Here is a 26808-nt window from a genome sequence, read left to right as displayed (position 1 = left end):
CTCGAACACGGCATGCCGCCGACGGGCGGTTGCGGCATCGGCATCGACCGTCTGGTGATGTTGCTGACCGACAGCCCGAGCATCCGCGATGTGATTCTGTTCCCGCATCTGCGTCGCGAGGACTGAGCTTTCGGCTCGGCTTCGACCGGACAAAGCGCGCCCCCCAAGGCGCGATTTTTTTCGTCCGCATGATATTTGTTGTAACCGCTGGTAAAAATTTCACGCTGAAATCTATACAGAGGCGCGGCGCTGCGGACCATCGAGACTGGCATCGCGCGTGCTTTTACCAGTACACACGATGTCCGCGAAGTTGTTACAACCCGAAAAAGCTAAAAACCCGGGTTTCCCCCAAAATTGGCTGTGATTGCCGACATCGGTAGCGGCAGTTCGCCTCGAAACGGAGGTTCGACAATGGATAACGGAACCAACAAACTCAGCACGTCGCCCTCGTCCGGCGGCGCTCAGCCGCGGCAGCGGCGTCTGCATCCGCTCGTCGCCACGGCGGCGGGCGCGGTCATCGTCGCGAGCCTCGTCGCCACCGCCGCGATGACGGGACTATTCCCGAAGGCGTCGAGCAATGGCGCGCAGAATCCGCAAACGCAGACGGCGGCGGTCGCGCAGCAGCCTGTAGTGGATTCCGCCGCGCCCAGCCCCGCGCAGCAGCAAGCCGCCCAGCAACAGCAGGCAGCGCAGCAACAAGCCGCCGCACAACAGGCGGCCGCACAGCAGGCCGCGCGACAACAGGCTCAGCAAGCTCCGGCACAGCAGCCCGCGCAACCATCGTACGCGCAGCAACCGCCGCAACATCCCGCGTATTGTTCGACATGCGGCACCGTCGAATCCATCTCGGCCGTCAAGCATGAAGGCCACGGAACGGGCATCGGCGCGGTCGGTGGCGCGGTTGCGGGCGGTGTCGTCGGCAATCAGTTCGGTCGCGGCGGCGGACGCACCGCGATGACGCTGCTCGGCGCGCTCGGCGGCGGTCTGGCTGGCAATTCGGTCGAAAAGCATATTCGCAGCGAGACCGATTATTCCGTGCACGTGCGGATGGAAAACGGCAAGACACGCACGTTCACGTACAAGAACGCGCCGCCGTTCGCGCAAGGACAGCGCGTCCACATTCAGAACGGCACGCTGGTCGCGGGTTGATCGGCGCGCGCACGCGCAGAAAGGCAAAAGGCGGCACCCTCTTCGGTTGCCGCCTTTTTTCGTTTGAACGCGCTGAGCGTTAGTGCTCCCGCTGCGAACTGCGCGCCGGATTTGGCCGGCCGCGTAGCGCGAGATAGCCCCACCAGATATAGCCCGAAAAGCCGTACAGCACGAACAGGCAGAACAGCATGACCGGCGGGTCCGACGACACCAGCACGAACGCCACCACGATCAGCAACACGCCCGCGAACGGCACGCGATAGCGCACGTCGAGCGCCTTGCCGCTGTAGAACGGCGCGTTCGACACCATCGTCACGCCGGCGTAAATGGTCAGCGCGAACGCGACCCACGGCAGCCATACGAGCTTGAGCGGCACGCGGTTATCGGTCGCGAGCCAGACGAAACCGGCGATCAGCGCGGCGGCGGCCGGCGAAGGCAAGCCTTGGAAGTAACGCTTGTCCACTACGCCGACGTTCGTGTTGAAGCGCGCGAGCCGCAGCGCCGCGCCCGAGCAATACACGAACGCCGCGAGCCAGCCCCAGCGCCCGAGATCCTTCAGCACCCATTCGTACATCACGAGCGCGGGCGCGACGCCGAACGACACCATGTCCGAAAGACTGTCGAACTGCTCGCCGAAGGCGCTCTGCGTGTGCGTCATGCGCGCGACGCGTCCGTCCATGCCGTCGAGCACCATCGCGACGAAAATCGCAATGGCCGCGATCTCGAAGCGCACGTTCATCGCCTGAACGACGGCGAAGAAGCCGCAAAAGAGCGCGGCCGTGGTGAACGCGTTGGGCAGCAGATAAATGCCGCGCTTTCTGAGGAACTGCTGCCGCTTCGCACGCCGCGTCTCCACGGCGCCGACGTCCTGCGCGGCCTTATTGCGGCGGAACGCGCGCGGAGTCGTCGCGTTCGCGCGGTTACGGCGCGGTTTGAATGCCGCCATCGAATCCTCCGCGTTATTCCGCGAATTCGGCGAGGATCGTCGACGAAGCCGAAACTTTCTCGCCGATCGCCACGCGCGGGCGGCTGCCCATCGGCAGATACACGTCGACGCGCGAGCCGAAGCGGATGAAGCCGTAGCGCTGGCCGCGCGTGAGCGGCTCGCCCACGTGCACGTAGCACAGAATGCGTCGCGCGATGAGGCCGGCGATCTGCACCGACGTCACGGTATGCCCGCTCGCCGTCTGCAGCACGACCGCATTGCGCTCGTTCTCGGTCGACGCTTTATCGACGGCCGCATTCAGATACGCGCCCGGGAAGTACTGAACCTTCGAGATCGCGCCGTCCACCGGCGAGCGCTGCGAGTGCACGTTGAACACGTTCATGAACACGCTGATCTTGAGCGCTTCGCGGCCCACGTAGGGATCGTGCGCGGTTTCGACCGCGACGATGCGGCCATCCGCCGGGCACAGCACTGCGTTGGGCTGGGTCGGAATCGGGCGGGCCGGATCGCGGAAGAACTGGACGACGAAAATCGCGATCAGCCAGAAGATCCAGGCGAAGCCGAAGCCGCCCATCGCTTGCACGAGGATGGCGACGACAGCCGCGATGGCGATGAACGGCCAGCCTTCGCGGGCAATGATCGGATGAGGATAGTTCATGAACGAGTTGTGTGTTTTAAAAACCGTAGGATAGCAAAAGCCGCCCGGCGCACAGGGCATCCGGGCGGCTTTTAATCCAGCAAAAAGCGTGACTAGGCGAAAGACCTTAGTTCTTCGACTGGTCGACCAGCTTGTTCTTCGCGATCCACGGCATCATCGCGCGCAGCTTCTCGCCGACTTGCTCGATCTGATGCTCCGACGTCAGACGGCGGCGCGATTGCAGCGTCGGCGCGCCGGCGCGGTTCTCGATGATGAAGCTCTTCGCGTATTCGCCCGTCTGGATGTCCTTCAGCACGGCCTTCATCGCCTTCTTCGTCTCTTCCGTGACGATGCGCGGACCCGTCACGTACTCGCCATATTCGGCGTTGTTCGAGATCGAGTAGTTCATGTTGGCGATGCCGCCTTCGTAGATCAGGTCGACGATCAGCTTCAGTTCGTGCAGGCACTCGAAGTACGCCATTTCCGGCGCGTAGCCCGCTTCCACCAGCGTTTCGAAGCCGGCCTTGATCAGGTCGACCGTGCCGCCGCAGAGAACGGCTTGCTCGCCGAACAGGTCGGTTTCGGTTTCTTCGCGGAAGTTCGTTTCGATGATGCCGGCACGGCCGCCGCCGTTCGCCACTGCGTACGACAACGCGACATCGCGTGCCGAACCCGATTTGTCTTGTGCAACGGCGACCAGGTGCGGCACGCCGCCGCCCTGGCTGTACGTGTTGCGCACAGTGTGGCCCGGCGCTTTCGGCGCGATCATGATGACGTCCAGATCCGCACGCGGAATCACCTGGCCGTAATGGATGTTGAAGCCGTGCGCGAACGCGAGCGCCGCGCCCTGCTTGGCGTTGTCGTGCACTTCGTTCTTGTAGACTTCGGCGATCTGCTCGTCAGGCAGCAGCATCATGACCACGTCTGCGCCCTTCACGGCTTCGGCCACTTCCTTCACCTTGAGGCCGGCGTTCTCGGCCTTGCTCCACGATGCGCCGCCTCGACGCAGGCCGACCGTCACGTTCACGCCGCTGTCCTTCAGGTTGAGCGCGTGCGCATGGCCTTGCGAGCCATAACCGATGATGGTGACTTGCTTGCCCTTGATGAGGGAGAGGTCGGCGTCCTTGTCGTAGAAAACTTTCATGGTGGTTCCTTGAGTCTTGAAATAAAGAGGGCTATCTCCGCACTGCGGAGGAAAGAAGCGCTGGTTAAACCTTGAGAATCCGCTCGCCCCGGCCGATGCCGGAGCTGCCTGTGCGAACCGTTTCGAGGATCGCCGTGGCGTCGAGCGCCTGAATGAACGCGTCGAGCTTGTCGCTCGCGCCCGTCAGTTCCATCGTGTAGGTCTTCTCGGTCACGTCGATGATGCGGCCGCGGAAGATATCCGCCATGCGCTTCATCTCTTCGCGTTCCTTGCCGACCGCCCGTACCTTGATGAGCATCAGCTCGCGCTCGATGTGGGCGCCCTCGGTCAGGTCGACCACTTTCACCACCTCGATCAGGCGGTTCAGGTGCTTCGTGATCTGTTCGATCACGTCGTCCGAGCCAATCGAGACAATGGTCAGCCGCGACAGCGAACTGTCTTCGGTCGGCGCCACCGTCAGCGTTTCGATGTTATAGCCGCGTGCCGAAAAGAGCCCGACGACGCGCGATAACGCGCCCGGTTCGTTTTCCAGCAAAACGGAGATGATGTGTTTCATTGTCTTTTCCCGATGTATATCCAGTCGAAGCCCGTCCGAAAGACCCGCGCGCAACGCATGTCCTTTGTGAAGACAGGCGCGCACGGGCCTCGCAAGACAAACCCGCGTTATAGATCCTCAGACCCGAGCAGCATTTCCGTGATGCCTTTGCCTGCCTGCACCATCGGGAATACGTTTTCGGTGGGATCGGTCTGGAAGTCGAGAAATACGGTGCGGTCTTTCAGACGCAGCGCTTCCTTCAGCGCCGGTTCGACGTCCGCGGTCTTTTCGACACGAATGCCGACGTGGCCATACGCTTCAGCGAGCTTCACGAAGTCGGGCAGCGCGTCCATGTACGAACTGGAGTAGCGCTTCTTGTACTCGATCTGCTGCCACTGGCGCACCATGCCGAGATAGCGGTTGTTCAGCGAGATGATCTTGACGGGCGTGTTGTACTGCTTGCACGTCGAGAGCTCCTGAATGCACATCTGGATTGAGCCTTCGCCCGTGATGCAGACCACTTCCTCGTCGGGATAGGCCATCTTCACGCCCATCGCGGCGGGCAAGCCGAAGCCCATCGTGCCGAGACCGCCCGAGTTGATCCAGCGGCGCGGCTTGTTGAACGGATAGAACTGCGCCGCCCACATCTGGTGCTGGCCGACATCGGAACACACGAACGCGTCGCCGTCGGTCAGTTCCCAGAGCTTTTCGACCACGTACTGCGGCTTGATGATCTCGCTCTTGCGGTCGTAAGCCAGGCAATCCTTCGAGCGCCAGCCTTCGATCTCGTCCCACCATTTCGCGAGCGCCTGAGTATCCGGACCGTGCTCCGCGTGCTGAAGCTGCTCGATGAGTTCCTTCAGCACTTCCTTCACGTCGCCGACGATGGGGATATCCACCTTCACGCGCTTGGAAATGGACGACGGATCGACATCGATATGAATGATCTTGCGCGGCGACGACGCGAAGTGCTTCGGATCGCCGATCACGCGGTCGTCGAAACGCGCGCCGATGGCGATCAGCACGTCGCAGTTCTGCATCGCCATGTTGGCTTCGTACGTGCCGTGCATGCCCAGCATGCCGAGGAACTTCTTGTCGGACGCGCGATAGCCGCCGAGACCCATGAGCGTATTGGTGACGGGGTAGCCGAGCAGATCGGCGAACTGGTTCAGCTCGCGCGATGCGTCCGCCAGAATGATGCCGCCGCCGGTGTAAATGTACGGACGCTTCGCCGACAACAGCAGTTGCACCGCCTTGCGGATCTGGCCCGAATGGCCCTTCGTGACGGGATTATACGAACGCAGCGACACGCTCTTGACCGGCTCGTACTTGCACGGCGCCTTCGACACGTCTTTCGGAATGTCGATCAGCACAGGGCCGGGACGGCCGGTACGCGCGATGTAGAACGCTTTCTTGACGGTCTCGGCGAGATCGCGCACGTCCTTCACGAGGAAGTTGTGCTTCACGCACGGACGCGTGATGCCGACGGTGTCGCACTCCTGGAACGCGTCGAGGCCGATGGCCGCAGTGGGCACCTGGCCGCTGATGACGACGAGCGGAATCGAATCCATATAGGCCGTGGCGATGCCGGTGACGGCATTGGTGACGCCCGGGCCCGAGGTCACGAGGCACACGCCCACATTGCCGGTCGAGCGCGAATACGCGTCGGCGGCATGCACGGCGGCCTGCTCGTGGCGCACGAGAATGTGCTGAATCTGGTCCTGCTTGTACAGCTCGTCGTAGATGTAGAGTACCGAGCCGCCGGGATAGCCCCAAATGAACTCGACGTTCTCGTCAGCGAGCGCGCGCATGAGCACGGTGCCGCCGATGGAGTCAGCTTCGTGAGGGGGAGACGTATCCGACGTGGAGAATTCCGCGCTAGGCATGTTCATTCATCACCTTTCGAATTTTCGGCAAAAAATTGATCGGGTGCTCTCTGCCGGGCTTGTGGCTCGGGTTCAAGCGGCGCGTCTAGGTTTGACAGGCGAACTTCTTGGGCTCGCCTCAAAGCAGACATTTCACTGATGATGCGAGTCAGAAAATGTAACAGCGGCGCGCGCGACCGGTCAAGCAAAAAGTTACCGAGCGCGACGCGCGCGCTTCTTTTTGGGGCCGCGTCGGGGGCGAAAGCTGCAGGAAAAGGCTGCCACGACTGCATCCGACGAATCGAACGCATGCCGGCTGGGGCAACAAAAACCGCTCATTTTCTCCAGATGAGGCGAAACTTTGCTAGGATTCGCAGGTTTTCCTAGAACTCCACGATCTCTTTCGACGCAAGTTCATTGCGCCGGGTCCCCAACGGATGGCATCAGACAAGGAACTCGCCGATTTTCTGGCGGGCGTCGAAAGACGCGCGTTCAAGCAAACCGTGTACACCGTTCGCGACGACGACGCGGCGCTCGACATCGTGCAGGACGCGATGATCAAGCTGGCGGAAAAATACGGCGACCGGCCCGCAACCGAACTTCCTCTTCTATTCCAGCGTATCCTTCAGAACGCGACGCACGACTATTTCCGTCGGCAGAAGGTGCGCAACACCTGGGTCAGCCTGTTCTCGTCCTTCGGCAACGCCGACGACGACGAATTCGACCCGCTCGAAACCTTCGAAGCCGAGCACGGCGCGGGCGGCAGCGAGAGCAGCGAGAACCGTCTGGAGCGCGAGCAGGTCTTGAATCTGATCGACGCCGAGATTCAGAAACTGCCCGCACGTCAACGAGAAGCTTTTCTCATGCGTTACTGGGAGGACATGGATGTCGCTGAGACGGCCGCCGCGATGGGATGCTCCGAAGGTAGCGTGAAGACGCATTGCTCACGCGCCACGCATACTCTCGCGATAGCCCTGAAAGCCAAAGGGATCACGCTATGAGTTCCACTCTTGAAACGAAAGAAAACGAGTTCGCGCTAAAGGTCGTGCGCGCGCTGGACGAAAGCACGTCGAACATTCCGGCTGCTGCTGTCGACCGGTTGCGCGACGCGCGCCGCGCCGCGATCGCGCGCAAGAAACCGGAGAAGGTGGCGGTCGCGATGACCGCGCCCGCCTTCACGCCGGCGCTCGCCGGCGCCGGCGGCACGCTCGACGCAGGCGGCGCGAATGACCGCCACAGTCCAAAGGGGCTGCTCGCGCGGCTCGGCGGCCTGGGCCTTGCGTGGCCGCTCGCGGCGCTCATCATCGGGATTGCGGGCATCGCGTATTGGGAAGATCAGCAGCGCAAGGCGGAACTGGCCGACATCGACGCAGCCATGATGAGCGACAGCCTGCCGATCGACGCCTATCTCGATCACGGTTTCAACGCGTACCTGACGCGCAATCATTAAGCACTGAATACAGCGGGGGAATTTCCGGGTGAGTTACAAGCGCGGTCTCGCGATTGTCTTTAGTTGCGCGATTGCGGGTCTGGTTGCGTTCGCCGCGACTTATCCGCGCTTCTATTCCACCGCCGTGACGCCTTCATCGGCCGCGGCGCCGAGCGGCAGTTCGGGCACGCCCGCCGATTCGAGCGCCTCGCCGCTGTCCGCGCTCTCCTCCGAAGGCCCGCTCTCCTGGAGCCATCTCACCGAGGCGCAGCACCTGGCGCTCGCGCCCTTTGCCAAGCAATGGGACACGTTCTCCGACGAGCGCAAGCAGAAGTGGCTGAAGATCGCATCGCGGTTCCATCGGATGTCGCCCGAGGCGCAGAAGCATCTGCATCAGCGCATGGAAGAATGGGTGCGGCTCACGCCCGACCAGCGCAAGGTCGCGCGCGAGAACTATCAGGTTTCCAAATCGGTGCCGCCCGATAAGCGCGAAAAGGCGTGGGACGCCTATCAGAAACTCTCCGAAGAACAGAAGAAGAAGCTGGCCGCGAGCGAGAAAACGCGTCGTCCGACAGTCGTTTCCGCGCCGCCGACCGGCAAGACGGAAGTGAAGGACATCAACCGTCTCGTCACCGCGCGCGAGCAAGGGCACGTTCCCGGCCACGCGGAAGGCGGATCGGGCGCGGCGGCCGGGCCATCCGCGCCCGTTTCCGGCGTGCCGGCGCAACCGGCCATCCCGAATGCCGCGAGCATTGTGCCGGCCACGCCGATTCCGGTTTCGCCGCAGCAGGCGCCGTCGATGTACAACGGCTCGTGAGCGCGCAGCCAGCGGTGGCCACCATCGATCCGATGCGCGCGCCCGCGCTGCGCCGCCGCCTCGCGACGATGCTCTACGAAGGCGTGATCCTTTTCGGCGTCGTGTTCGTCGCCGGCTATCTCTTCAGCACGCTCACGCAGCAACGCAACGGCCTCACGCATCACAACTGGCTGATGTCGTGGATCGGCATCGTCCTCGCCGCCTACTTCGTGTATTTCTGGACGCACGGCGGCCAGACCCTGCCGATGAAAACCTGGCGTCTCAAGGTCGTCGATGCGCACGGGCAACCCATCAAGCCCGCGCGCGCGCTCGGGCGCTACGTGCTCGCGTGGCTGTGGTTCTTGCCGCCGCTCGCGCTGCATCCGCTCTTCTCCCTCGCCGTGCCGCAGACGCTCGCCGTCTTTGCCGCGTGGGTCGCGCTGTGGGCCGCCGCCGTGTGGCTCGATCCGGCGCGTCAATTTCTTCATGATCGGCTCGCCGGCACGCGCATCGTTTCCGCGCAACCTGTTGTCGAGTAATAAGAACTTCTCGTGACTGTCACGGCTCGGTCACAGCCGCACGGCGTAATGCGCATACCGAAACCCGATGCGCGAGCCAATGGCCTTCAACTCGTCCGCCCCGCCCTCTCCGTTCAGCCTTAGCCCCACCGAGCTACGCACCGGTCCTTTCGCAATGCGATCCGAGTCCACGGAATCGTTCGAGTCCGCGTCCGATTCCGCATCGGCGGGCGCGCCGGGCTGGTCCGACGCCCACGGTCATCGCGACGATCTCGCCGATCCGGGCGATCAGCCGCATCGCTATCGCACGATCTGGCTGTCCGATATCCACCTCGGCTCGGGCGGTTGCCAGGCGCAGTATCTGCTCGATTTTCTGCGGCACCACGAGTCGGAGTATCTGTATCTCGTCGGCGACATCATCGACGGATGGCAGCTTCGCAAAGGCTGGTTCTGGCCGCAGGCGCACAACGACGTCGTGCAGAAGATCCTGCGCAAGGCGAGAAAGGGCACGCAAGTCGTGTACATCCCCGGCAATCACGACGAAGCCGCGCGACAGTTCTGCGATCTGGCGTTCGGCGACATCCACGTGCGCGGCGAAGCGTTCCACACCACGCTCGCGGGCAAGCGCCTGTGGATCGTGCACGGCGATCTCTTCGACGGCGTGATCCAGCACGCCAAATGGCTCGCCTATCTCGGCGACACCGCCTACACGATGATCCTGCTGCTCAACCGCTGGTTCAATCGCGTGCGCTCGAAGCTCGGCTTCAACTACTGGTCGCTGTCGCAATATCTGAAGCATCAGGTCAAGAACGCGGTGAACTTCATCTCCCAGTTCGAGCGCGTGATGACCGATGAAGCGCGCCGCCGCGGCTGCGACGGCGTCGTGTGCGGGCACATCCACAAGGCCGAAATCCGCGACATCGACGGCATTCTCTATTGCAACGACGGCGACTGGGTCGAGAGTCTCTCGGCGCTCGTCGAAACCTGCGAGGGCGAACTGAAAGTCGTCTACTGGACGGTCGTGCGCTCGCCGGAAGCGCTCACGACGAAAGCACGCGCGACCGTCTGACCACGAACGAATCACGGGGCCAAAGCCGATGAAAATCATGATCGTTACCGACGCATGGGAGCCGCAGGTCAACGGCGTCGTGCGCACGCTCACGCAGACGACGAAGGAACTCACCGCGCTCGGACATCGCGTGGAATTGCTCACGCCGCTCGAATTCAGAACGATTCCCTGCCCGACTTATCCGGAGATTCGCCTGTCGCTCTTGCCGGGACAGCGCGTCGCGAGCCGCATCGAGGCGTTCGAGCCGGAGGCGCTGCACATCGCAACAGAAGGTCCGCTCGGGCTCGCCGCGCGCTCGTATGCGCTCGGTCACAAGCTGCCGTTCACGACCGCGTATCACACGCGCTTTCCGGAGTACGTGAAGGCGCGTTTCGGCATTCCGCTCGCGATGACGTATCGCTTTCTGCACTGGTTTCACAAAGGCTCGCAGGCGGTGATGGCGCCGACGCCCGTCGTCAAGAGCGATCTCGAACAATACGGCTTCACGAATGTCGTGCTGTGGACGCGCGGCGTCGATCTCGACATCTTTCATCCGATGGAGTCGAAGGTGCTCAACACCGCGCGGCCGATCTTTCTGTACGTTGGGCGCGTGGCCGTGGAGAAGAACGTCGAGGCGTTTCTCAAGCTCGATCTGCCCGGCTCGAAGTGGGTCGCGGGCGAAGGTCCGGCGCTCGCGGAACTGAAGTCGCGCTATACGAACGTCAACTATCTGGGCGTGCTGTCGCAGACCGAGCTGGCGAAGGTTTATGCGGCGGCGGATGTCTTCGTGTTCCCGAGCAAGACCGACACCTTCGGCCTCGTGCTGCTCGAAGCAATGGCCTGCGGCACGCCGGTCGCGGCGTATCCGGTTACGGGTCCGATCGACGTGCTCGGCGAGAACGGCCCGGGCGCGCTCGACGACGACCTGCACGAAGCCTGCCTGCAGGCGCTTAAGATCGAACGCGCCGACGCCCGCGCGTGGGCCGAGCGCTTCTCGTGGCGCGCGGCGTCGGAGCAGTTCGCATCGCATCTGCGCCAGTTCGGGCCGCACGCCGCAAGCCCCGGCCGGGCAGCGGCATGACGGGACGCGCCGTGGCGCAGGAACAGGCCGAAGCGAACGCGCGCGCCGCACCGTCCGCGACGGCCCGCGCGCGCGATCCCTTCGACGACGACCTCGAAGACATCGACGAAACGCCCGCGCAGGCGGCCGAACCGCTCGGCCCCGACGATCTGCCCTTCAATCCGTACAAGGGCAATCGCGGCTTCACGCGCGCCTGGCACGCGATGAAGAATTCGCTCTACGGCTTTCGCGTCGCGATCCGCGAGGAAAGCGCGTTTCGCCAGGAACTCACGCTCGCCGCGCTTCTGTTGCCGTGCAGTCTCTTCGCACCGGTCGCGCCCGTCGAGCGCGCGGCGCTGATCGCGTCCGTGCTGCTGGTTCTCATCGTCGAGTTGCTGAATTCGAGCGTCGAGGCGGCGATCGACCGCATTTCGCTCGAACGTCACGAATTGTCAAAGCGGGCGAAGGATTTCGGCAGCGCCGCGGTGATGGTCGCGCTCGGCGTGTGCGTCATCACATGGGGCCTGATTCTGTGGCCGGTTGTATCCCCGCTTGCATCCGACTGGCTCGCGCGTATCTTGTAAATGAGGATGCGTGCTCGCACCGCGCGCATCCGTACCGCCGAACGACCGGTTTATAATCGTCCGACATTCTCAAAAATAGCAACGGAAGCGGCCGCGCGAACGCTCATCCCGAGTCCTCGCGGCCCGATCCCAAGGTCGGACGACATGGAAGCCAAACCACCCCGCCGCACCCGCGAACGGATACTCGAGCTGTCGCTGAAGTTGTTCAACGATATCGGCGAGCCGAACGTCACCACGACGACGATCGCCGAAGAGATGGAAATCAGTCCAGGCAACCTGTACTACCATTTCCGCAACAAAGACGACATCATCAACAGCATCTTCGCGCAGTTCGAGCAGCAGATTCAGAAGCGTCTGCGCTTTCCGGACGATCATCGCCCGACGATCGACGAAATGTGGTCGTATCTGCAATACATGGCCGATTTCCTCTGGGCTTACCGCTTCCTGTATCGCGATCTGAACGACCTGCTCGCGCGCAACCGCACGCTCGAAACGCACTTCAAGCAGATCATCACGCACAAGGTGCACTTCGCGAGCCAGTTGTGCGAGGCGCTCGTGGCCGACCAGGAAATGGTCGCGACACCCGAGGAAATCAAGGTGATCGCGACGAATATCGGCGTGATCGCCACCTACTGGCTTTCGTACCAGTACGTGATGAATCCGCGCAAGTACAACGATCAGGAAGCGATCCGCGCGGAATTGCATCAGGCGAGCCTGCATATCATCTCGATCATGGCGCCGTATCTGCGCGGACGCTCGCGTCAGCTATTCGACGATCTCGTTTCCGGTAAGCTGCCCAAGCGCGAGTACGCAGATTTCCTGCCGCCGCGCGACGATGCACCGAAAACCGATACACCGAAGGATTCCAGATAAATGAAGGCAGTTTGTGTCTATTGCGGCTCCGCGACCGGCGCCCGTCCCATCTATGCCGAAGCGGCCAGGGCGTTCGGCCGCGCGCTCGTGGAAAACGATCTCTCGCTCGTCTATGGCGGCGGCCGCGTCGGGCTGATGGGCCTCATCGCCGATGAAGTGCTCGCCGCGGGCGGGCGCGCGGTCGGCGTGATCCCGGAGTTGCTGCTCGCGAAGGAAGTGGGCCACACCGATCTCACCGAATTGCACGTCGTGCCCGACATGCACGAGCGCAAGAAGAAGATGGCCGATCTGTCGGACGCGTTCGTCGCGATGCCCGGCGGCGTCGGCACGTTCGAGGAGTTCTTCGAGGTCTACACGTGGGCGCAGCTCGGCTATCACCAGAAGCCGGTCGGTTTGCTCGACGTGAACGGCTACTACGATCCGCTCATGGCGATGCTGCGCCATACGGTCGAGGAAGGCTTCATGCGCGAGGCGTATCTGGATTTCATCCAGGTCGCGGCCGAACCTGGCGAAATGATCGCAAAGCTTAAGACGTACATCCCGCCCGCTCACGACAAGTGGACGGAAAACCGTAACGCCGTCTGAGGAGCGGGAACGATGTCCAAAGTCATCCTGATTACCGGTGGAAGCCGCGGCATCGGCCGCTCGGCTGCGGTGCTTGCGGGCGCGCGCGGCTGGTCGGTCGGCGTGAACTATGCGTCGAACGCCGCGGCCGCCGATGAAACCGTCGCGGCCGTTGTTGCGGCGGGCGGCAAGGCGATTGCGATTGCTGGCGACGTGAGCGACGAAGCCGCGATCGTCGCGATGTTCGACGCAACCGAAAAGGCCTTCGGCAAGATCGACGGCGTCGTGAACAACGCGGGCGTCGTCGCGCCCGGCTCGGCGCTCGCGGACATGGACATCGCGCGCATGAAGCGCATCTTCGACATCAACGTGCTCGGCGCGTATCTGTGTGCGCGCGAGGCGGCGCGGCGCATGTCGACTTCGCGCGGCGGCAAGGGCGGATCGCTCGTGAACGTCTCGTCGGCGGCGGCGCGGCTCGGCGGGCCGGGCGAGTACGTCGATTACGCCGGGTCCAAAGGTGCGATCGATACGCTAACCATCGGGCTGTCGAAGGAACTCGGCCGCGAAGGTGTGCGCGTGAACGCGATTCGCCCGGGACTCATCGATACCGACATCCACGCGAGCGGCGGCAAGCCGGATCGCGCGCACGTGCTCGGCGTGCAAACGCCGATAGGACGTGCCGGCACCGCCGATGAAGTCGGCGAGTCGATCGTGTGGCTGCTGTCGGATGCGTCGTCATACGTGACCGGGGCAATTCTGGATGTGACGGGCGGGCGTTGAGGGACACGTCGGCGCCGACGGCTATCGGACCGGGCTCGCTATGTCCCCTCGTTCGCGGGCGCGTTGCATAGAACGCGATAGCCGCGCCGATGCAACATGTCCACCATCTCCCGTTCTCGCGCAACTTCGTCGATGTCGCTTTGAGAAACGCGATAGCGGACTGTCGGAGGATCGACGCCGACGAGGCGGCGGAACTGATTGTGGAAACCGAATAAGTTCATGTAGTCGATCTCCCGATACATCGGCCTGGGGTCTTCCATCGAAAACTGCCGGCACACTTCGACCGGCGCATATCTGATGCCCAGGGCCTCGAACTGTGGCCGCAAAACCAAGGTCAGTTGCGAATCTTCGTCCGCCGCACCGGAATACCAAAGCATCCTGGGCGACTCGCCCTCGAAAACGTCGGGCGGCGGAATCACTACCCTGATGTCGGGATGATCGACAAACGCGCGCAACATTCGCTGGCTGCGCAAGCTGAATCCGCCATTTAGCAAAGGCCGGACGATGCAATCCGGGCGGTTCAGGTACTCGTGCCATTCGAAGAACTGCATCCACTTGACGTCTTCAGAGGTATCCACACGCGCAAAACCTGACACGGCCCCAACGTAGTCGTAGTCGAAGTACTCGTCTCGCCAGTTGCCCCCGTCCAGTACCCAGCCATCGTCCTGAACCAGAAGCGCAAAATCGGTCTCGATATAGCGCCACAGAACAAACATGACGAACCAGCTGTATTCGTTGTAGTTCATCGGAGCGATGCGGCGGTGGTGAATTCCCGGATGCAAATGCGCCGGAATATTCGGACTACATAGTACGGCATGCGCGCCAGGCATGTTTTTCAAGCTGATTTCAAGCGCATAAGCTGCGCCCTGAGCGTCCGGCAAACCAGTTACCGAGACGAGCGTTATCCGGTGGAACTTCGAAGCGGCCATGTTCCTGTTTAGGGGATTCTTCGCCCACGCAAAAGAAAGGGATAATTAAATCAAATCCCCGCTTCTGCTGTCCATGCAGTTACTCCTATTTTTCGCCGCGAAAGTCGGTGCATCTGGATCAAAACCCGCCATGCTTCGCCAGCCACGCATCTTCTTCGGCCCGCATCTCGCGTCCGAGAATCCGGTTGCGATGCGGAAAGCGCCCGAAGCGTTCGATCACTTGCGCATGTTCCAGCGCCGATTCGTAGAAGCTCGACACGCCCGTTTCTTCTTTTAGTTTTCCGAAAAGATGCAGCGCCTCACGCTGGCTATCGGGCGTTTCGTCATGCTCGAACGGCATGTACGCGAACGCGCGGTGATACGCGCTCGGCAAGCGCAGATCGTCGCCGCGCTCGACCAGCGCTTTCGCCAGAGCGAGCGCGCGCGCATCGCCCGCGAACGCGCGCGGCGTATTCCGATAGCAATTTCGCGACAGTTGATCGAGCAATACGATCAGCGCGAGCGTGCCGAGCGGCGTGTCTTCCCAATCGCGCAGATCGCCCGCGTGCGCCTCTTCGAGCAGCGCGCCGAAACGCGCCGCGAGCATCGAATCGAAGGCGCGCTTCTTTCTCCACCACAGTTTGCGATCCTGACCGAATTCCGGTGAAGCGGGCTCGCCGAACCAGAGGTCGAGCACGCCTTGCGCGCGAGGATCCATGCTCAAACCAGTTCCAGCACCAGGCGCCGCGTGCGCGCGCTCTTCTTCTCCAGCTTCGCGATGCGCAGCGCGCCGATCTCGCCGGTATTGCGCACATGCGTGCCGCCGCACGGCTGCAGGTCCACGTTCTCGATGCGCAACAGGCGCACGCGGCCGAGGCCCATCGGCGGCTTCACGCTCATCGTGCGCACAAGTTCGGGACGCGCGGCCATTTCATCGTCGGTGATCCATTCGGTATGCACGCCGTGCGCGCCGCCGATCAACGCGTTGAGCTTCGCCTCGACAGCCTCGCGCTCGATCGGCTCGACCGTCGCGAGATCGAGCCGCGCGTAGTCCGTCGTGATGCTGCAACCATCGACGGGATACGGCAGCACCGCGCAGATCAGGTGGCTCGCCGTATGCAGCCGCATCCGCCGGTAGCGTTGCGCCCAGTCGATCTCCGCGCTCACCGTGTCGCCGGCTTTCAGCTTGGCCAGCGCGTCTTCCTGACCCGGCGCGGGCACGTGAACGGCGTCGTCGGGCGTCGCGCCTTCGAACTTGGCCTTGCGCGTCCCGACAATCGCGATGACCGTGCCGTCCGCCAGCGTCAACGTGCCGGCATCGCCCGCCTGACCGCCGCCGAGCGGATAGAACACGGTCTGATCGAGGTGAATGCCCTGCTCGTCGATGACCGTGACCGTCGCGTCGCAGCGCGTTAGATAGGCGTCCTCGCGAAAGAGTGCGTGTGTGCTCATGTCGTGCTTCCTTGCTGTATTCGGGGATCGGGCGTTTTCGGAACGCGTCCGACCGGACATGATGCAGCACACACGGCCTCGTCGAACCGATACAAAATGCAGGGAATCAACCGGGCCGGTTGCGCATCCAGTCCGCGGTGTCGAAAAAGGATGTCAGAAGGCGCTCGCGCAAGGATTCGTCGATGCCGATGTCTTCCATCGCCCAAGCCATGCAGCGCAGCCATTGATCGCGCTCGCCCGATGCAATCGCGAACGGCAGATGCCGCGCCCGCAAACGCGGATGCCCGAAGCGGCCGATGTAATGATCCGGCCCGCCCATCCAGCCGCACAGAAACCAGAAGGTCTTGTCGCGCGAATTGTCGAGCGTCGGCGGATGCAGCGCGCGGATGCCCGCGAACTCCGGTTCGAGGTCCATCAGGTCGTAGAAACGGTCGACGAGCGCGCGCACGCGCTCTTCGCCGCCGACCAGCTCGAAAGCGGTCGGCTTTTGCACTTCGTCTTCGGGATTGACGTCGGTCATTGCGTTGATTGGGAAAACTACGCGTCGCGCAGAGATTGCAGCGCGGGACGCGACAGCACGCGCCGCAGGCTCAGCCAGCCGCCGATGCCCGCGCACGCGACGCCCGCGACGATGCCCGTCGGCACGAGCCACGGATTGAAATCGATGTGAAACTCGAACACGCGCGCCGCGAGCACATAGCCGATGACTTGCGCGCCAATCGCCGCCATCAGCCCGGAAAGCGCGCCCACGGCGACGAACTCTGCGACCTGCACCGAGCGAACCTGCCTGTGCGACGCGCCGAGCGCGCGCAACAGCGCCGATTCGCGCACGCGTTCGTCGCGCGTGCCGGCGAGCGCCGCGTAGAGCACGAGCACGCCCGCCGCGAGCGTGAAGAGGAACAGGAACTGCACCGCGCCGATCACCTGCGCGAGCGTGCGATGAATCTGCCCGAGAATCGGCGCGATATCGATGGCCGTCACGCTCGGATATCGCGCGACGAGTCCGTCGATCACGCGCGCTTCGTCCGCGGGCAAATGAAAGCTCGTGATGAAGGTCGCGGGAAGATCGGCGAGCGCGCCGGGCGGCATCAGCACGAAGAAGTTGACCTTGAACGAATTCCAGTCGACCTTGCGCACGCTCGTCACCGGCGCTTCGACCGGCAGGCCGGCGACATCGAAATGCAGCACGTCGCCCATCTTCACGTGAATCGTCTTCGCGATGCCCTCTTCGATCGACACCTGCGGCTTGCCGTCCTTGCCGAACCACGCGCCTTGCGTCAAGCGGTTGTCGCCCGGCAACTCGGTCGTGTACGACAGATTGAATTCGCGATCGACGAGGCGCTTCGCGTCGGCCTTGTCGTAGTTGTCCGGATTCACCGGCTTGCCGTTGATGGCGACCAGACGCGCGCGCACCATCGGCGAAAGCGCGGCGTCGGGCTGGCCGTGCGTGTGCAGATAGTCGAGCACGCCCGGGCGCTGGTCCGGCTGGATATCGATGAGAAACTGGTTCGGCGCGTCGGGCGGCGTCGCATCGCGCCAGCCCTTGATGAGATCGTTGCGCGTCATGCCGATCAGCAGCAGACACATCAGCCCGATGCCGAGCGCGGTGATCTGCAGCGCGCTCGACCCGCTGCGTCGCTCCAGCGACGCGAGCGCATAGCGCCAGCCGACGCCCGCGCGGCTGCGCTCGCGCCGCACGAGGCGCGCCGCCGCCCAGAGCGCCGCGCGCGCAATCGCGCCGAACACGAGCAGTCCCGCCGCGAAACCGCCCGCGACGATGCCGCCGAGCTTCAATTCGCCCGCCGCGACGATCAGAAGCGCCGCGAATAGCAGCACGCCGACGCCATAGGCGGCATGCGCGACGCGTTGGGCGTCGCCGAGTTCGCGCCGGATCACATGCAGCGGCGGCACGCGCGTGATCGGCAGAAGCGGTGGAAGCGCGAAGCCGAGCAGCAACACGAGGCCCATCGCAACGCCTTGCAACGCGGGCCAGGCGCTCGGCTTCGGCAATTCGACATCGACGAGCGAGCCGAGCCAGTTCAGCAGCACGAGATGCCCGCCGAAGCCGAGCACGACGCCCACCGTACTGCCAACCAGACCGATGGCGAGAAATTCGTTCAGAAAGAGCGCGCGCAGCGTGCGCTGGCTGACGCCGAGACAGCGCATTGCGGCGCAGCCGTCGAGATGACGCCGCGCGAAACGATGCGCCGCCATCGCAATCGCGACCGCCGCGAGCAGCGCCGTCAGCAGCGACACGAGCGTGAGGAAATGGCTCGCGCGATCGATCGTCTGTCGCACTTGCGGCTGGCCGTCGGAAAGCGACTCCAGCGCGACGCCGCGCAGCTTGCCGCCATCGACGTTCTCGCGCGCGAACTTGGCGAACTGCTCGACCTGACTATCGGACCCGGCGACAAGCAGGCGATACGTCACCCGGCTGCCATACCCGATGAGCCCCGTGCCCGCGATCTCGTCGGCGCGCATCATCAGGCGCGGCGAGAAGTTCACGAACGAGAAGCCGCGATCCAGCTCGCGCGTGATGACGCCCGCGACCGTGAACGTGCGCGTGCCGACCTTCAGCGTGCCGCCGACCTTCGTCTTGAGCGCATCGAGCAAGGCCGAATCGACCCAGACAGTGCCGGGCGCGGGAATGCCGTGCGCGGGGGCATCGGCAGCGTTGGTGGCGGGCGCGATGCGCAGCGCGCCGCGCAACGGATAACCCTGCGTCACGCCCTTGATCGCCGCGAGCCTTGCGAGCGGCTCGGCCGACGTCGAACTGATCATGCTCGGGAATATGGTCGTGCCCGCCGTTTCGAGCCCGAGCGATTTCGCTTCGGTCGCGAACATCGGATCGACGGGATGATCGGCGCGCACAACGAAATCGGCGGCGATCATCTGACGGCCGTCGCGCGCGAGTCCCTGGCGCATGCGGTCCGCGAGAAAGCCGACGCTCGACAGCGCCGCCACCGCCAGCACCAGCGCGAGCAGCAGCATCGTGAGCTCGCCCGCGCGCCAGTCGCGGCCGGTCATGCGCCACGCCTGGCGCACCGTCTGCACGAAACCGAGCTTGATGTCCGTATGCGAATGTCCTGCCTTGCGCGCGGCCTGATCGTTCCTGAATGCGGTGCTCAATCGTGCTTGCTCCGCAACCGGTTCAACCGATGATCCGAGCCCGGCAACATATGCTTGGCCATGCGCGACACGCCGCCGTGCACGCCGCGCGCGAGCCGCGGCAGCGCCCAGCCGGCGAGCACGAGAAACGCAAGCAGCAGCACGAGAAACAGCAGTGGCACGAAGAGCGCGAGCGTGATGCCGGCGAGCGTGCCGACATCCTCGGTCGTCGACGCCGCCCAGTTCGACACCGGCTCGGGCGACAGATTGATGAGTGCGCGCGTGCCCGCCTTCGCGAAATGCGATGCGCCGGCGAGCGTGCCGCCCGCGAGCGCGGCAATGGTCAGCATGGCGGGATCGGCGTGACCGAGCGAACCGGCGGCGAGCACGGCGCCCGCCGGAATGCGGATGAACGTGTGCACCGCGTCCCACAGGGAATCGAACGCGGGGATTTTATCGGCGAGAAATTCAACGACCGCGAGCGCGCCCGCGACGCCGATCACCCACGGCGAGCCGAGCACCGCGAGCGTATCCGGCAGATGAACGATTCCCATGCGCTGGAACATGCCGGCGATGAAAACGGTGAGATACAGGCGCAGCCCGCTCGCCCATGACAGACCCGCTGCGAGCGAAAGTGACTCAAGCATTGCCGTCTCCCTTATTGCGCCAGCCGCCGGCGTTCGCCGCTGCAGGACGATTCGCCGGCTGAAAAGAGCGGTCTTTCCAGTAGATAACGAAAGCAGCCGCCTACATCCGCGACGATACAGCGAAAAAGCGCGAAACCTTGCGCGCAGACCGAAGCGGATGACCTCGGACCATTATATCCACGCAAATAAGCGCGGTGCAGCAAGGGTTCACGCGATTGCCGTTCCTGGTGCGCCCGCGCACGGCCCGGTGGCGCGGGCGCAACGAATGCGCTTTCAGTGACCCGACGAGAGCTTGAGCCCGATCAACCCGGCGACGATCAGCACGGCGCTCAGGATGCGCGCCGCGGTCAGAGCCTCGCCCAGGAACACGATACCGAAGATGAACGCGCCGATCGCGCCGATTCCCGTCCACACCGCGTAAGCCGTGCCGAGCGGCAGTTGCTTCATGGCCATCGCGAGCAGCACGAAGCTGCCGAGCGCGGTGATGATCGTGAACACGGACGGTCCGAGCCGCGTGAAGCCTTCGGACGATTTGAGACCGGCGGCCCAGGCGACTTCGAGCAATCCGGCGATGAAAAGAAGAATCCAGGACATCGAGTGACTCCATTAAAAAATGGGGCCGTCCCCGACGAAACGATGCGCATGCGGCCGTCCGCATGGCTTTGAAGCGAAGGCGCAGATTGTACCAAATTGGTGCATTCTCGGCTCGTTACGCGCGGCGCGTTGCCGCGCGACGCGTGGCCGCGTTAATCAAAACCGTGTATTAATGAGCAAAGCGCCCGCGCGAGGCGTGTCCTCGACACATCCGCTGCAAAAAGCCTGAACAAAGGAGCGTTCATGGATGTCGATTCGGTCCTGCTCTCCCGCTTCCAGTTCGCGTGGGTCGTCGCCTTTCACATCCTGCTGCCGGCGTTTACGGTCGGCCTGTCGTGCTTTATCGCGACGCTCGAATTCAACTGGTGGATCACCAAACGCGACGTTTTCCGGCGTCTCTCGGCGTTCTGGCTGAAGATATTCGCTGTGTCGTTCGGCATGGGCGTGGTGTCGGGCATCGTCATGCCGTTTCAGTTCGGCACCAACTGGAGCCGCTTTTCGGATGCGACCGCCAACGTCGTCGGCCCGCTGATGGGCTACGAAGTGCTGACCGCGTTCTTCCTGGAATCGGCGTTTCTCGGCGTGCTGCTCTTCGGGCGCAAGCTCGTGCCGCAATGGGCGCATGTAATGTCGGCGATCTTCGTCGCGGCGGGCACCGTGATCTCGTCGTTCTGGATTCTCGCGGTCAATAGCTGGATGCAGACGCCGCAAGGCCATCGCATGCTGCCCGACGGCCGCTTCGAAGTGGTGAGCTTCTTCGACGTGATCTTCACGCCGTCGTTTCCGTACCGGCTCGGGCATACGGTGAGCGCGTTTCTAGTAACCGCCGGCTTCGTGATTCTCGGCGTCGGCGCGATGTATCTGCGCCAGCGGCGCGCGCTCGAAGAAAGCCGCGTAATGGTGAAGATGTCGCTGATCTTCCTGATCATCATGGTGCCGGTGCAGATGGTGATCGGCGACGCGCACGGCCTCAACACGCTCAAGCATCAACCGGCCAAGCTCGCGGCCATGGAAGCGCTCTGGGAATCCGGCACGCGCGTTCCGGCCAACCTCTTCTCGATCCCCGATCAAGAAGCGGAACGCAATCACTTCGAGATCTCCATTCCGGTGCTCGGCAGCCTCTATCTGACGCACGATCCGAACGGCTACGTGCGCGGCCTGAAGGACTTCCCGCCCGAGGACCGGCCGCCCGTGGCCGTCGTGTTCTTCGCGTTTCACATCATGGTCGGCGTGGCGCTTCTGATGTTCGCGCTCGTGCTGTGGGGCATCGTGCAGTTCGCGCGCGGGCGGATCGAGACGAGCACGCGCTGGCTGCGCGCCGCCAGTTGGGCGATGCCGCTCGGCTTCATCGCCGTGATCGCCGGCTGGACGACGACCGAGGCCGGCCGTCAGCCGTGGACCGTCTACGGCATCCTGCGCACGAAAGATTCGGTGACGCCCTCGCTCACCGCCACCGATGTCGGTCTCTCGTGGCTGCTCTACGTGCTGGCCTATCTGGTGATCTTCGGCGCGGGATTCATTCTGCTGCGGCGGCTGGTGCGCGTCGGTCCGGCCGAAGTCGGCCATGCGCACGAAAAGGATGAACTGGACACGAAGACGCGCGCGGCGCGTCCGCTCTCGGCGGTATCGGCGGGCGGAAGCGGGACGGCGCGACCCGTGGGCGAAGACGGCATCGTGCCGCCCGGGCGCGGGCGCAAGTAAGAACGCAAGTAAGTACGCAACCGGAGAACGCGATGCTCGATCTCGTGCCGCTGTGGGCTGCCATTCTCGCACTGGCGGTGTTCATGTATGTGCTGCTCGACGGCTTCGATCTCGGCGTCGGCATGGTGTTCCTGCTGCGTCGCGACGCCGAATCGCGCAATCTGATGATCAACTCCGTCGCGCCCGTCTGGGACTTCAACGAGACCTGGCTCATCCTCGGCGGCGGCGGACTGTTCGCGGTGTTTCCGCTCGCGTTCGCGATCATCGTGCCGGCGGTTTATTTCCCGATTCTCTTCATGCTGCTCGGGCTGATTTTTCGCGGCGTCGCGTTCGAGTTCCGCGAAGTGATCGGCGCGCGCAAATGGCTGTGGGACGGCGCGTTCGGCTGCGGCTCGCTCGTCGCGACGTTCTCGCAGGGCATCGTGCTCGGCATGTTCATTCAGGGCTTTCCGATCGAAGGCCGCGTCTACGCGGGCACGAGCTGGAACTGGGTCGCGCCGTTTCCGCTGCTCGTCGGCGTGGGGCTGATCTTCGGCTATGCGCTGCAAGGCACCACGTGGCTCGTGCTCAAGACCGAAGGCGATCTGCAGGAATGGAGCCGCAAGATGGCGCGTTACGCGCTCATCGGCGTGATTGCGTTCATTCTGCTCATCAGCCTGTGGACGCCGCTCAAGGATGCACGCATTGCCGCGCGCTGGTTCGGCTTCCCCGAAAGCTTCGCGTTCGCGCCGGTGCCCGTGCTGACCGTGCTGCTCGCGTGGACGCTCTGGTCGAGCCTCGCGAAAGGCCGCGAAGTGCTGCCGTTCCTGTGCTCCATTGGGCTCTTCTTTCTGGCGTTCACGGGGCTCGTGATCAGCCTGTGGCCGTTCATCGCGCCGCCTTCCGTCACACTCTGGGATGCGTCCGCCGCGCCGCTATCGCATCAGTTTCTGCTGATCGGGACGATGTTCCTCTTGCCCGTGCTGATGATCTACGTGATCTGGTCGTACTGGGTTTTTCGCGGCAAGGTGCGCGGCGACATGGGCTATCACGCGGAATAGTCAGAGCTTCTGCTGCGTGGCGAGCGACAGGATGCGCGCCCATTTGTGCGCCTCGCGGCGATCGCGCATCGGCAGATTCCATGCGCCGTGCTTCGCGTCCTGCACGTCGAGCACGACCTGCCACGCACCGTTCGCGCCGCCCGGCTCCTGCATGCGCGCGCCGCGCAGATCTGCGAAGATGTAGCTGCCGCGCTCCTCGCCGATGCGCACATCGCACAGCCGCTTGCCCGCCGCGACCCGCACGCCGCCCCATTCCGTCTTGAGCTCGTGGGTCCAGTCGCCGTTCTCGCCACGGCGCAGATTCGGTGCGATTTCACGTCGGCTCGCGAGCCAGCGCATCACGCCCGCCGCGATGATCGCCAGCACGACGACCGCCGCAGCCACCGCCACGCCCAAACCGAAGTGCGCGTGGATCGCGTCGAACGACCATACCGCGCCGTAAATCAGCAATCCTAAAATAATCAGTCCGACAACAATGGGCATTGCGCCTCCCGCACGCTGAAAAAAAGAGACCGCAGCACATCACTGCGGCTTGTGCTTCGCGTTCCAGTCGCGCAGCGCCTGCAGCGTGTTCGCGACGTGCTGGTCCGGCGACAGGCTCGTGTATTCGTAGATCACGCGGCCGTCGGGCGCGATCACGTAGGACACGCGATTGGCCATCGTGCTTTTCATCGGCATGGAGGCGTCGTAGGAACGGATGATCTTCGAGTCCGCATCGGCCGCGACCGGAAACTTGCTGCGGCATTCGCTCACCGAGAACTTCTTCAACGTATCGATGTTGTCGTGCGACACGCCGATGACCGTCGCGCCCTCGGCCTTGTACTGATCGACCGCTTCCGCGAATTCATGCGCCTCGATCGTGCAGCCCTTCGTGAACGCAGCCGGATAGAAGTACAGGACGACCGGGCCTTTCTTGAGCGCGTCGGCGAGCGAATAGTCGTACTCGTTGCCGCCGAGCGACGCCTGCGCGGTGAAGTCGGGCGCGGCATCGCCGGGCTTGAGCGTCGCGCCCGCCGTGAGCGGAAAGACCGCCACGGCACAACCGATCGCCGCCGACAGCGCCAGCACGCCACCCGCCGCAAAGCCGAAAAATTTCCTCTTCATGCGCGCTCCTTTCGATGACCTCGTTCATGCGAAGACGCCGTTTTACGCGTCGTCCGCGCCCTGATCCATGCGATGTTCCGCGAACCACGCCGCCGCTTCGAACTGCAATTTCGCGAGCACTGCGGGCGTGAGCGCGTGAAGCGATGGCTGCGCGCGCCGGCTCGCGTCGATGGCGGGCGCGTCGCCGCGCTCCGCCGCCCGCGCGATGCCGAGCAGCGCGCCGAGCGATCCCTTGCCCGCGAGAATGGCCGTGCGGATTTCCGCCGTCAGATGCAGCTTATCGAGAATTTCGGCGGGCTGCATGTTCAGCACGACATGCACGAGCGAGAAGATGCCGGTCATGAACGCGGCGTCGGAGAAGGCTTCGTCGGCGGGACGCAGCGTTTCGGCCGCGAGTTCCAGGAAGCGCGCGCGCGTGCCGACGAGTTGCAGGAGCGGGTCCGAGCGCCACGGCAGACCGCTGCCGTCCGCATAGAGCAGCAGTTGCGCCCAACGCATCAACTGACGCGTGCCGGTCGCGGCGATCGCCTCGCGCAGCGAAGATACACGCCGCCCGCGCGTCTGCGCGCTCGAATTCGCGAGGCGCATCAACTGCACGACGATATCCGGATTGCGCTTCAGTTCGGCCTCAAGCTCGCGCATGCCAGGCTCGCCTGCGAGCACGGCCATGAGGCGCAAGAGCGAGCCGCGCGCGGGACTCTCGCGCCGTGCCGAAAGCACCTGCGGCCGCGCGAAGAAATAGCCCTGAAAGAAGTCGAAGCCGAGCCTTTTCGCCCGCATCAGATCGTCGAGCGTTTCGATCTTCTCCGCGACGAGCAGCTTGCCGCGCCGCTTCACAGCCGCCGCGAGCTCCGGCAGATGGCGATGATCCGCCGCGAGGAAGTCGACCTTGACGATATCGACGGTCGGCAGCGCGGCGTGCAGCGCATCGTCGAGCCTCACGACGTCGTCGAGCGCGAAGCGAAAACCCGCGTTGCGCAGTTGCCCGCAGCGCTTGAAGAGCGACTCGTCGAACGTGATGTTCTCCAGCAGCTCAAGCACGAAGCGCTCGGGATGCATGATGTGGACGATGTCGTCGAACAGCAGCTCGCGGCTCATGTTCACGTAGCCCGGATGCGGCCCGAGCACCGCCGGCACGCCAATCTCCCCGATCGTGCGCGCGACCACGTGCGCGGTCGCCTGCACGTCGTCGTGAATGCGCGCGCGATTGTCGGGGCTATCGCGAAAGAGCAGTTCGTAGGCGACGAGCGCGCCGTCGCCATCGAGGATCGGTTGACGCCCGACGTACACGCTATGCCCGCGCCTTGCCAGCGCCGCGCGCTTCAGAGACGAATCGGGCATGACGCGGACCGGTCGGATGCGCGCGGCGGCGCCATTGAGCATTGCGTGAAGGCCGGCACGATGGCCCTGGCTATGGCGCAGGCCGGCCGCTTGGTGGATTCGATCATGGGGGCGAACGAGTCGAACGGATTTCTAATGGTCAACAGCACGGCGAAAGCCTGCGTGCAGCGGCACTGACGGGACCGCTCCCGCCTGCGAACGCGCCACTGTAACCGAATTCGCCTGACGAGATAATATGAAAAGTCATATCGACATTTCCTCGACAACCTTGATACCGACGTGCGCTCGCCGCACCCGCGCGGCCGGTTAAAGAAATCCCCGATTGCGCCGATAACTCGCCTGATAGAGCGTGCCGCGTCCGTTGCGGCACGTCCCGGCCGGAACCCGCGAGGCGCGTGTTCCAAGCGCCGCCGCTCGCCGACGAAGGCGAGCGCTGCCGCCAGAAACCTACGAGACCATGCAAGCGAATCGGATCAACGTCTCCCGCCGCGCACCGTGGCGCATCGCGCTCGACGCGCTCTCCCGCGTATGGGGAAGCACCGCGCGCGAACGGCAGGACACCCCGCCCGACTCGCATCCCAAAGAAGCCGAAGCTCCGTCCGCGCTCGCGGCGTCGTCCGAAGCGGCTGCCGCCGTCGCGTCGGCTTTGGCTGGCGCGTCCGAAGCCACGTTCGGCGCGGTCGACTTCCTCGCCCAACTCGACGACGCGCTGCGCTTCCAATATGTATCGGACGCGAGCATCGAGTTCATCGGCTATCACCGCGATTATCTGAGCATGCTGACGCTGCACGATCTCGTCGCTTCCGAAGAAGCCGACGAGCTGCATGCGCTCGTCGCCCGGGCGCGCGCGAGCGGCAAGCTCGAATCGGCGACGCTGACGGTCGTGAAGTCGCTCACCTATCCGATCTGCGTCGAGCTGCGGCTCCTGTCGACGGCCGCGCGCGGCATGCCCGGCTTCGCGCCCGCCGCCTTCGACGTGATGCAC

General features: G+C 63.9%; 31 protein-coding genes. 16 read left to right on the top strand and 15 right to left on the bottom strand.

Annotated features, from left to right (window positions below; translation table 11 throughout):
* The coding region (locus AWB82_RS38915; RefSeq protein ID WP_143756956.1) for an amino acid--tRNA ligase-related protein at positions 1 to 126 on the top strand (126 nt) is incomplete at its 5' end.
* A gap of 285 nt (positions 127 to 411) precedes the next feature.
* Entirely contained in the window at positions 412 to 1149 is a 738-nt protein-coding gene (locus tag AWB82_RS33270) for a glycine zipper 2TM domain-containing protein (protein WP_086973546.1), read from the top strand.
* A gap of 79 nt (positions 1150 to 1228) precedes the next feature.
* Here the strand turns inward: AWB82_RS33270 and pssA are convergent, their stop codons facing one another.
* The 5 genes from pssA to AWB82_RS33245 all read right to left on the bottom strand — a co-directional run bounded on the left by pssA (position 1229) and on the right by AWB82_RS33245 (position 6303).
* Positions 1229 to 2095 (bottom strand): CDP-diacylglycerol--serine O-phosphatidyltransferase, encoded by an 867-nt coding sequence (gene pssA / locus AWB82_RS33265; protein ID WP_086973545.1) that lies wholly within the window; start codon positions 2093 to 2095, stop codon positions 1229 to 1231.
* A gap of 13 nt (positions 2096 to 2108) precedes the next feature.
* Positions 2109 to 2753, bottom strand: coding sequence for a phosphatidylserine decarboxylase (locus tag AWB82_RS33260; RefSeq protein ID WP_086973544.1), 645 nt, complete (start codon positions 2751 to 2753; stop codon positions 2109 to 2111).
* Positions 2754 to 2859: 106 nt separating this feature from the next.
* The gene (gene ilvC / locus AWB82_RS33255) at positions 2860 to 3876 is read right to left on the bottom strand and encodes a ketol-acid reductoisomerase (protein ID WP_086973543.1); all 1017 of its coding nucleotides are present in this window, start codon (positions 3874 to 3876) and stop codon (positions 2860 to 2862) included.
* A gap of 64 nt (positions 3877 to 3940) precedes the next feature.
* A complete protein-coding gene (gene ilvN / locus AWB82_RS33250; protein WP_008341906.1) occupies positions 3941 to 4432 on the bottom strand; it encodes an acetolactate synthase small subunit in 492 nt (163 codons plus the stop codon).
* 107 nt (positions 4433 to 4539) lie between these two features.
* Positions 4540 to 6303 (bottom strand): acetolactate synthase 3 catalytic subunit, encoded by a 1764-nt coding sequence (locus AWB82_RS33245; RefSeq protein WP_086973542.1) that lies wholly within the window; start codon positions 6301 to 6303, stop codon positions 4540 to 4542.
* A 410-nt stretch (positions 6304 to 6713) separates the two neighbouring features.
* Between AWB82_RS33245 and AWB82_RS33240 the strand changes: the two genes are divergently transcribed.
* From AWB82_RS33240 to AWB82_RS33195, 10 genes are all read left to right on the top strand, one after another.
* On the top strand, positions 6714 to 7277 hold the full coding sequence (locus AWB82_RS33240; RefSeq protein ID WP_086973541.1) for an RNA polymerase sigma factor: 564 nt from the start codon (positions 6714 to 6716) through the stop codon (positions 7275 to 7277).
* Positions 7274 to 7726 carry a DUF3619 family protein gene (locus tag AWB82_RS33235; protein ID WP_086973540.1) on the top strand — a complete coding sequence of 151 codons (453 nt, stop codon included), beginning with the start codon at positions 7274 to 7276 and terminating at the stop codon, positions 7724 to 7726. Before AWB82_RS33240 ends, AWB82_RS33235 begins: the two co-directional genes overlap by 4 nt.
* Before the next feature lie 28 nt (positions 7727 to 7754).
* Positions 7755 to 8522 carry a DUF3106 domain-containing protein gene (locus AWB82_RS33230; protein WP_086973539.1) on the top strand — a complete coding sequence of 256 codons (768 nt, stop codon included), beginning with the start codon at positions 7755 to 7757 and terminating at the stop codon, positions 8520 to 8522.
* Positions 8519 to 9040, top strand: coding sequence for an RDD family protein (locus AWB82_RS33225; protein ID WP_086973538.1), 522 nt, complete (start codon positions 8519 to 8521; stop codon positions 9038 to 9040). The genes AWB82_RS33230 and AWB82_RS33225 overlap by 4 nt, the downstream gene beginning before the upstream one ends.
* 79 nt (positions 9041 to 9119) lie before the next feature.
* Complete coding sequence (locus AWB82_RS33220; protein ID WP_086973537.1) at positions 9120 to 10088, top strand: UDP-2,3-diacylglucosamine diphosphatase; 969 nt, start codon at positions 9120 to 9122, stop codon at positions 10086 to 10088.
* A 28-nt stretch (positions 10089 to 10116) separates the two neighbouring features.
* Positions 10117 to 11148, top strand: a complete 1032-nt coding sequence (locus tag AWB82_RS33215; protein ID WP_086973536.1) for a glycosyltransferase family 4 protein — start codon at positions 10117 to 10119, stop codon at positions 11146 to 11148.
* Complete coding sequence (locus AWB82_RS33210) at positions 11145 to 11711, top strand: diacylglycerol kinase (RefSeq protein WP_086973535.1); 567 nt, start codon at positions 11145 to 11147, stop codon at positions 11709 to 11711. Before AWB82_RS33215 ends, AWB82_RS33210 begins: the two co-directional genes overlap by 4 nt.
* Before the next feature lie 144 nt (positions 11712 to 11855).
* Positions 11856 to 12584, top strand: coding sequence for a TetR/AcrR family transcriptional regulator (locus AWB82_RS33205; protein WP_086973534.1), 729 nt, complete (start codon positions 11856 to 11858; stop codon positions 12582 to 12584).
* The gene (locus tag AWB82_RS33200) at positions 12585 to 13169 is read left to right on the top strand and encodes an LOG family protein (RefSeq protein WP_086973533.1); all 585 of its coding nucleotides are present in this window, start codon (positions 12585 to 12587) and stop codon (positions 13167 to 13169) included.
* A gap of 12 nt (positions 13170 to 13181) precedes the next feature.
* The gene (locus AWB82_RS33195) at positions 13182 to 13928 is read left to right on the top strand and encodes an SDR family oxidoreductase (RefSeq protein ID WP_086973532.1); all 747 of its coding nucleotides are present in this window, start codon (positions 13182 to 13184) and stop codon (positions 13926 to 13928) included.
* Between the two features lie 38 nt (positions 13929 to 13966).
* Here AWB82_RS33195 and AWB82_RS33190 read toward each other — a convergent pair whose 3' ends face one another.
* The 7 genes from AWB82_RS33190 to sugE form a co-directional block, all read right to left on the bottom strand.
* On the bottom strand, positions 13967 to 14857 hold the full coding sequence (locus AWB82_RS33190) for a DUF5672 family protein (protein ID WP_086973531.1): 891 nt from the start codon (positions 14855 to 14857) through the stop codon (positions 13967 to 13969).
* Between the two features lie 118 nt (positions 14858 to 14975).
* Positions 14976 to 15554, bottom strand: a complete 579-nt coding sequence (locus tag AWB82_RS33185) for a DUF924 family protein (protein WP_086973530.1) — start codon at positions 15552 to 15554, stop codon at positions 14976 to 14978.
* A 2-nt stretch (positions 15555 to 15556) separates the two neighbouring features.
* On the bottom strand, positions 15557 to 16288 hold the full coding sequence (locus AWB82_RS33180; RefSeq protein ID WP_086973529.1) for an alanyl-tRNA editing protein: 732 nt from the start codon (positions 16286 to 16288) through the stop codon (positions 15557 to 15559).
* Positions 16289 to 16394: 106 nt separating this feature from the next.
* Positions 16395 to 16808 (bottom strand): group II truncated hemoglobin, encoded by a 414-nt coding sequence (locus tag AWB82_RS33175; RefSeq protein WP_086973528.1) that lies wholly within the window; start codon positions 16806 to 16808, stop codon positions 16395 to 16397.
* 17 nt (positions 16809 to 16825) lie between these two features.
* A complete protein-coding gene (locus AWB82_RS33170; protein ID WP_407643070.1) occupies positions 16826 to 19315 on the bottom strand; it encodes an ABC transporter permease in 2490 nt (829 codons plus the stop codon).
* Between the two features lie 98 nt (positions 19316 to 19413).
* Entirely contained in the window at positions 19414 to 20043 is a 630-nt protein-coding gene (locus AWB82_RS33165; RefSeq protein ID WP_086973526.1) for a DUF4126 domain-containing protein, read from the bottom strand.
* Between the two features lie 273 nt (positions 20044 to 20316).
* The gene (gene sugE / locus AWB82_RS33160; RefSeq protein WP_086973525.1) at positions 20317 to 20637 is read right to left on the bottom strand and encodes a quaternary ammonium compound efflux SMR transporter SugE; all 321 of its coding nucleotides are present in this window, start codon (positions 20635 to 20637) and stop codon (positions 20317 to 20319) included.
* 243 nt (positions 20638 to 20880) lie between these two features.
* Between sugE and AWB82_RS33155 the strand changes: the two genes are divergently transcribed.
* Positions 20881 to 22338: a cytochrome ubiquinol oxidase subunit I gene (locus AWB82_RS33155; protein ID WP_086973524.1), complete on the top strand. Its 1458-nt coding sequence runs from the start codon at positions 20881 to 20883 to the stop codon at positions 22336 to 22338.
* Positions 22339 to 22370: 32 nt separating this feature from the next.
* Entirely contained in the window at positions 22371 to 23378 is a 1008-nt protein-coding gene (cydB, locus tag AWB82_RS33150) for a cytochrome d ubiquinol oxidase subunit II (protein WP_086973523.1), read from the top strand.
* Here cydB and AWB82_RS33145 read toward each other — a convergent pair whose 3' ends face one another.
* From AWB82_RS33145 to AWB82_RS33135, 3 genes are read right to left on the bottom strand one after another with little or no spacing between them, the layout of a single operon-like run.
* Positions 23379 to 23861 (bottom strand): hypothetical protein, encoded by a 483-nt coding sequence (locus AWB82_RS33145; protein WP_086973522.1) that lies wholly within the window; start codon positions 23859 to 23861, stop codon positions 23379 to 23381.
* A gap of 39 nt (positions 23862 to 23900) precedes the next feature.
* Complete coding sequence (locus AWB82_RS33140; RefSeq protein ID WP_086973521.1) at positions 23901 to 24482, bottom strand: peroxiredoxin; 582 nt, start codon at positions 24480 to 24482, stop codon at positions 23901 to 23903.
* 42 nt (positions 24483 to 24524) lie between these two features.
* Positions 24525 to 25823, bottom strand: coding sequence for an EAL and HDOD domain-containing protein (locus tag AWB82_RS33135; RefSeq protein WP_086973547.1), 1299 nt, complete (start codon positions 25821 to 25823; stop codon positions 24525 to 24527).
* 45 nt (positions 25824 to 25868) lie between these two features.
* Here AWB82_RS33135 and AWB82_RS38910 point away from each other — a divergent pair, with 45 nt between their 5' ends.
* Both AWB82_RS38910 and AWB82_RS33130 read left to right on the top strand, forming a co-directional pair.
* Positions 25869 to 26000: a hypothetical protein gene (locus tag AWB82_RS38910; RefSeq protein WP_268811049.1), complete on the top strand. Its 132-nt coding sequence runs from the start codon at positions 25869 to 25871 to the stop codon at positions 25998 to 26000.
* 280 nt (positions 26001 to 26280) lie between these two features.
* The coding region (locus tag AWB82_RS33130; RefSeq protein WP_200818250.1) for a PAS domain-containing protein at positions 26281 to 26808 on the top strand (528 nt) is incomplete at its 3' end.

The organism is Caballeronia glebae (genome assembly GCF_001545035.1).
Lineage (GTDB): Bacteria > Pseudomonadota > Gammaproteobacteria > Burkholderiales > Burkholderiaceae > Caballeronia > Caballeronia glebae.
The sequence above is the reverse complement of the archived record's forward strand: the minus strand, read 5'-3'. Positions and strand labels throughout refer to the sequence as shown.

Bases quoted from the DNA above. Each gene is read 5' to 3' on its own strand.
- AWB82_RS33270 (WP_086973546.1), top strand. From the start codon at position 412: ATGGATAACGGAACCAACAAACTCAGCACGTCGCCCTCGTCCGGCGGC.
- pssA (WP_086973545.1), bottom strand. From the start codon at position 2,095: ATGGCGGCATTCAAACCGCGCCGTAACCGCGCGAACGCGACGACTCCG.
- AWB82_RS33260 (WP_086973544.1), bottom strand. From the start codon at position 2,753: ATGAACTATCCTCATCCGATCATTGCCCGCGAAGGCTGGCCGTTCATC.
- ilvC (WP_086973543.1), bottom strand. From the start codon at position 3,876: ATGAAAGTTTTCTACGACAAGGACGCCGACCTCTCCCTCATCAAGGGC.
- ilvN (WP_008341906.1), bottom strand. From the start codon at position 4,432: ATGAAACACATCATCTCCGTTTTGCTGGAAAACGAACCGGGCGCGTTA.
- AWB82_RS33245 (WP_086973542.1), bottom strand. From the start codon at position 6,303: ATGAACATGCCTAGCGCGGAATTCTCCACGTCGGATACGTCTCCCCCT.
- AWB82_RS33240 (WP_086973541.1), top strand. From the start codon at position 6,714: ATGGCATCAGACAAGGAACTCGCCGATTTTCTGGCGGGCGTCGAAAGA.
- AWB82_RS33235 (WP_086973540.1), top strand. From the start codon at position 7,274: ATGAGTTCCACTCTTGAAACGAAAGAAAACGAGTTCGCGCTAAAGGTC.
- AWB82_RS33220 (WP_086973537.1), top strand. From the start codon at position 9,120: ATGGCCTTCAACTCGTCCGCCCCGCCCTCTCCGTTCAGCCTTAGCCCC.
- AWB82_RS33215 (WP_086973536.1), top strand. From the start codon at position 10,117: ATGAAAATCATGATCGTTACCGACGCATGGGAGCCGCAGGTCAACGGC.
- AWB82_RS33210 (WP_086973535.1), top strand. From the start codon at position 11,145: ATGACGGGACGCGCCGTGGCGCAGGAACAGGCCGAAGCGAACGCGCGC.
- AWB82_RS33205 (WP_086973534.1), top strand. From the start codon at position 11,856: ATGGAAGCCAAACCACCCCGCCGCACCCGCGAACGGATACTCGAGCTG.
- AWB82_RS33200 (WP_086973533.1), top strand. From the start codon at position 12,585: ATGAAGGCAGTTTGTGTCTATTGCGGCTCCGCGACCGGCGCCCGTCCC.
- AWB82_RS33195 (WP_086973532.1), top strand. From the start codon at position 13,182: ATGTCCAAAGTCATCCTGATTACCGGTGGAAGCCGCGGCATCGGCCGC.
- AWB82_RS33190 (WP_086973531.1), bottom strand. From the start codon at position 14,857: ATGGCCGCTTCGAAGTTCCACCGGATAACGCTCGTCTCGGTAACTGGT.
- AWB82_RS33185 (WP_086973530.1), bottom strand. From the start codon at position 15,554: ATGGATCCTCGCGCGCAAGGCGTGCTCGACCTCTGGTTCGGCGAGCCC.
- AWB82_RS33180 (WP_086973529.1), bottom strand. From the start codon at position 16,288: ATGAGCACACACGCACTCTTTCGCGAGGACGCCTATCTAACGCGCTGC.
- AWB82_RS33175 (WP_086973528.1), bottom strand. From the start codon at position 16,808: ATGACCGACGTCAATCCCGAAGACGAAGTGCAAAAGCCGACCGCTTTC.
- AWB82_RS33170 (WP_407643070.1), bottom strand. From the start codon at position 19,315: ATGACCGGCCGCGACTGGCGCGCGGGCGAGCTCACGATGCTGCTGCTC.
- AWB82_RS33165 (WP_086973526.1), bottom strand. From the start codon at position 20,043: ATGCTTGAGTCACTTTCGCTCGCAGCGGGTCTGTCATGGGCGAGCGGG.
- sugE (WP_086973525.1), bottom strand. From the start codon at position 20,637: ATGTCCTGGATTCTTCTTTTCATCGCCGGATTGCTCGAAGTCGCCTGG.
- AWB82_RS33155 (WP_086973524.1), top strand. From the start codon at position 20,881: ATGGATGTCGATTCGGTCCTGCTCTCCCGCTTCCAGTTCGCGTGGGTC.
- cydB (WP_086973523.1), top strand. From the start codon at position 22,371: ATGCTCGATCTCGTGCCGCTGTGGGCTGCCATTCTCGCACTGGCGGTG.
- AWB82_RS33145 (WP_086973522.1), bottom strand. From the start codon at position 23,861: ATGCCCATTGTTGTCGGACTGATTATTTTAGGATTGCTGATTTACGGC.
- AWB82_RS33140 (WP_086973521.1), bottom strand. From the start codon at position 24,482: ATGAAGAGGAAATTTTTCGGCTTTGCGGCGGGTGGCGTGCTGGCGCTG.
- AWB82_RS33135 (WP_086973547.1), bottom strand. From the start codon at position 25,823: ATGCCCGATTCGTCTCTGAAGCGCGCGGCGCTGGCAAGGCGCGGGCAT.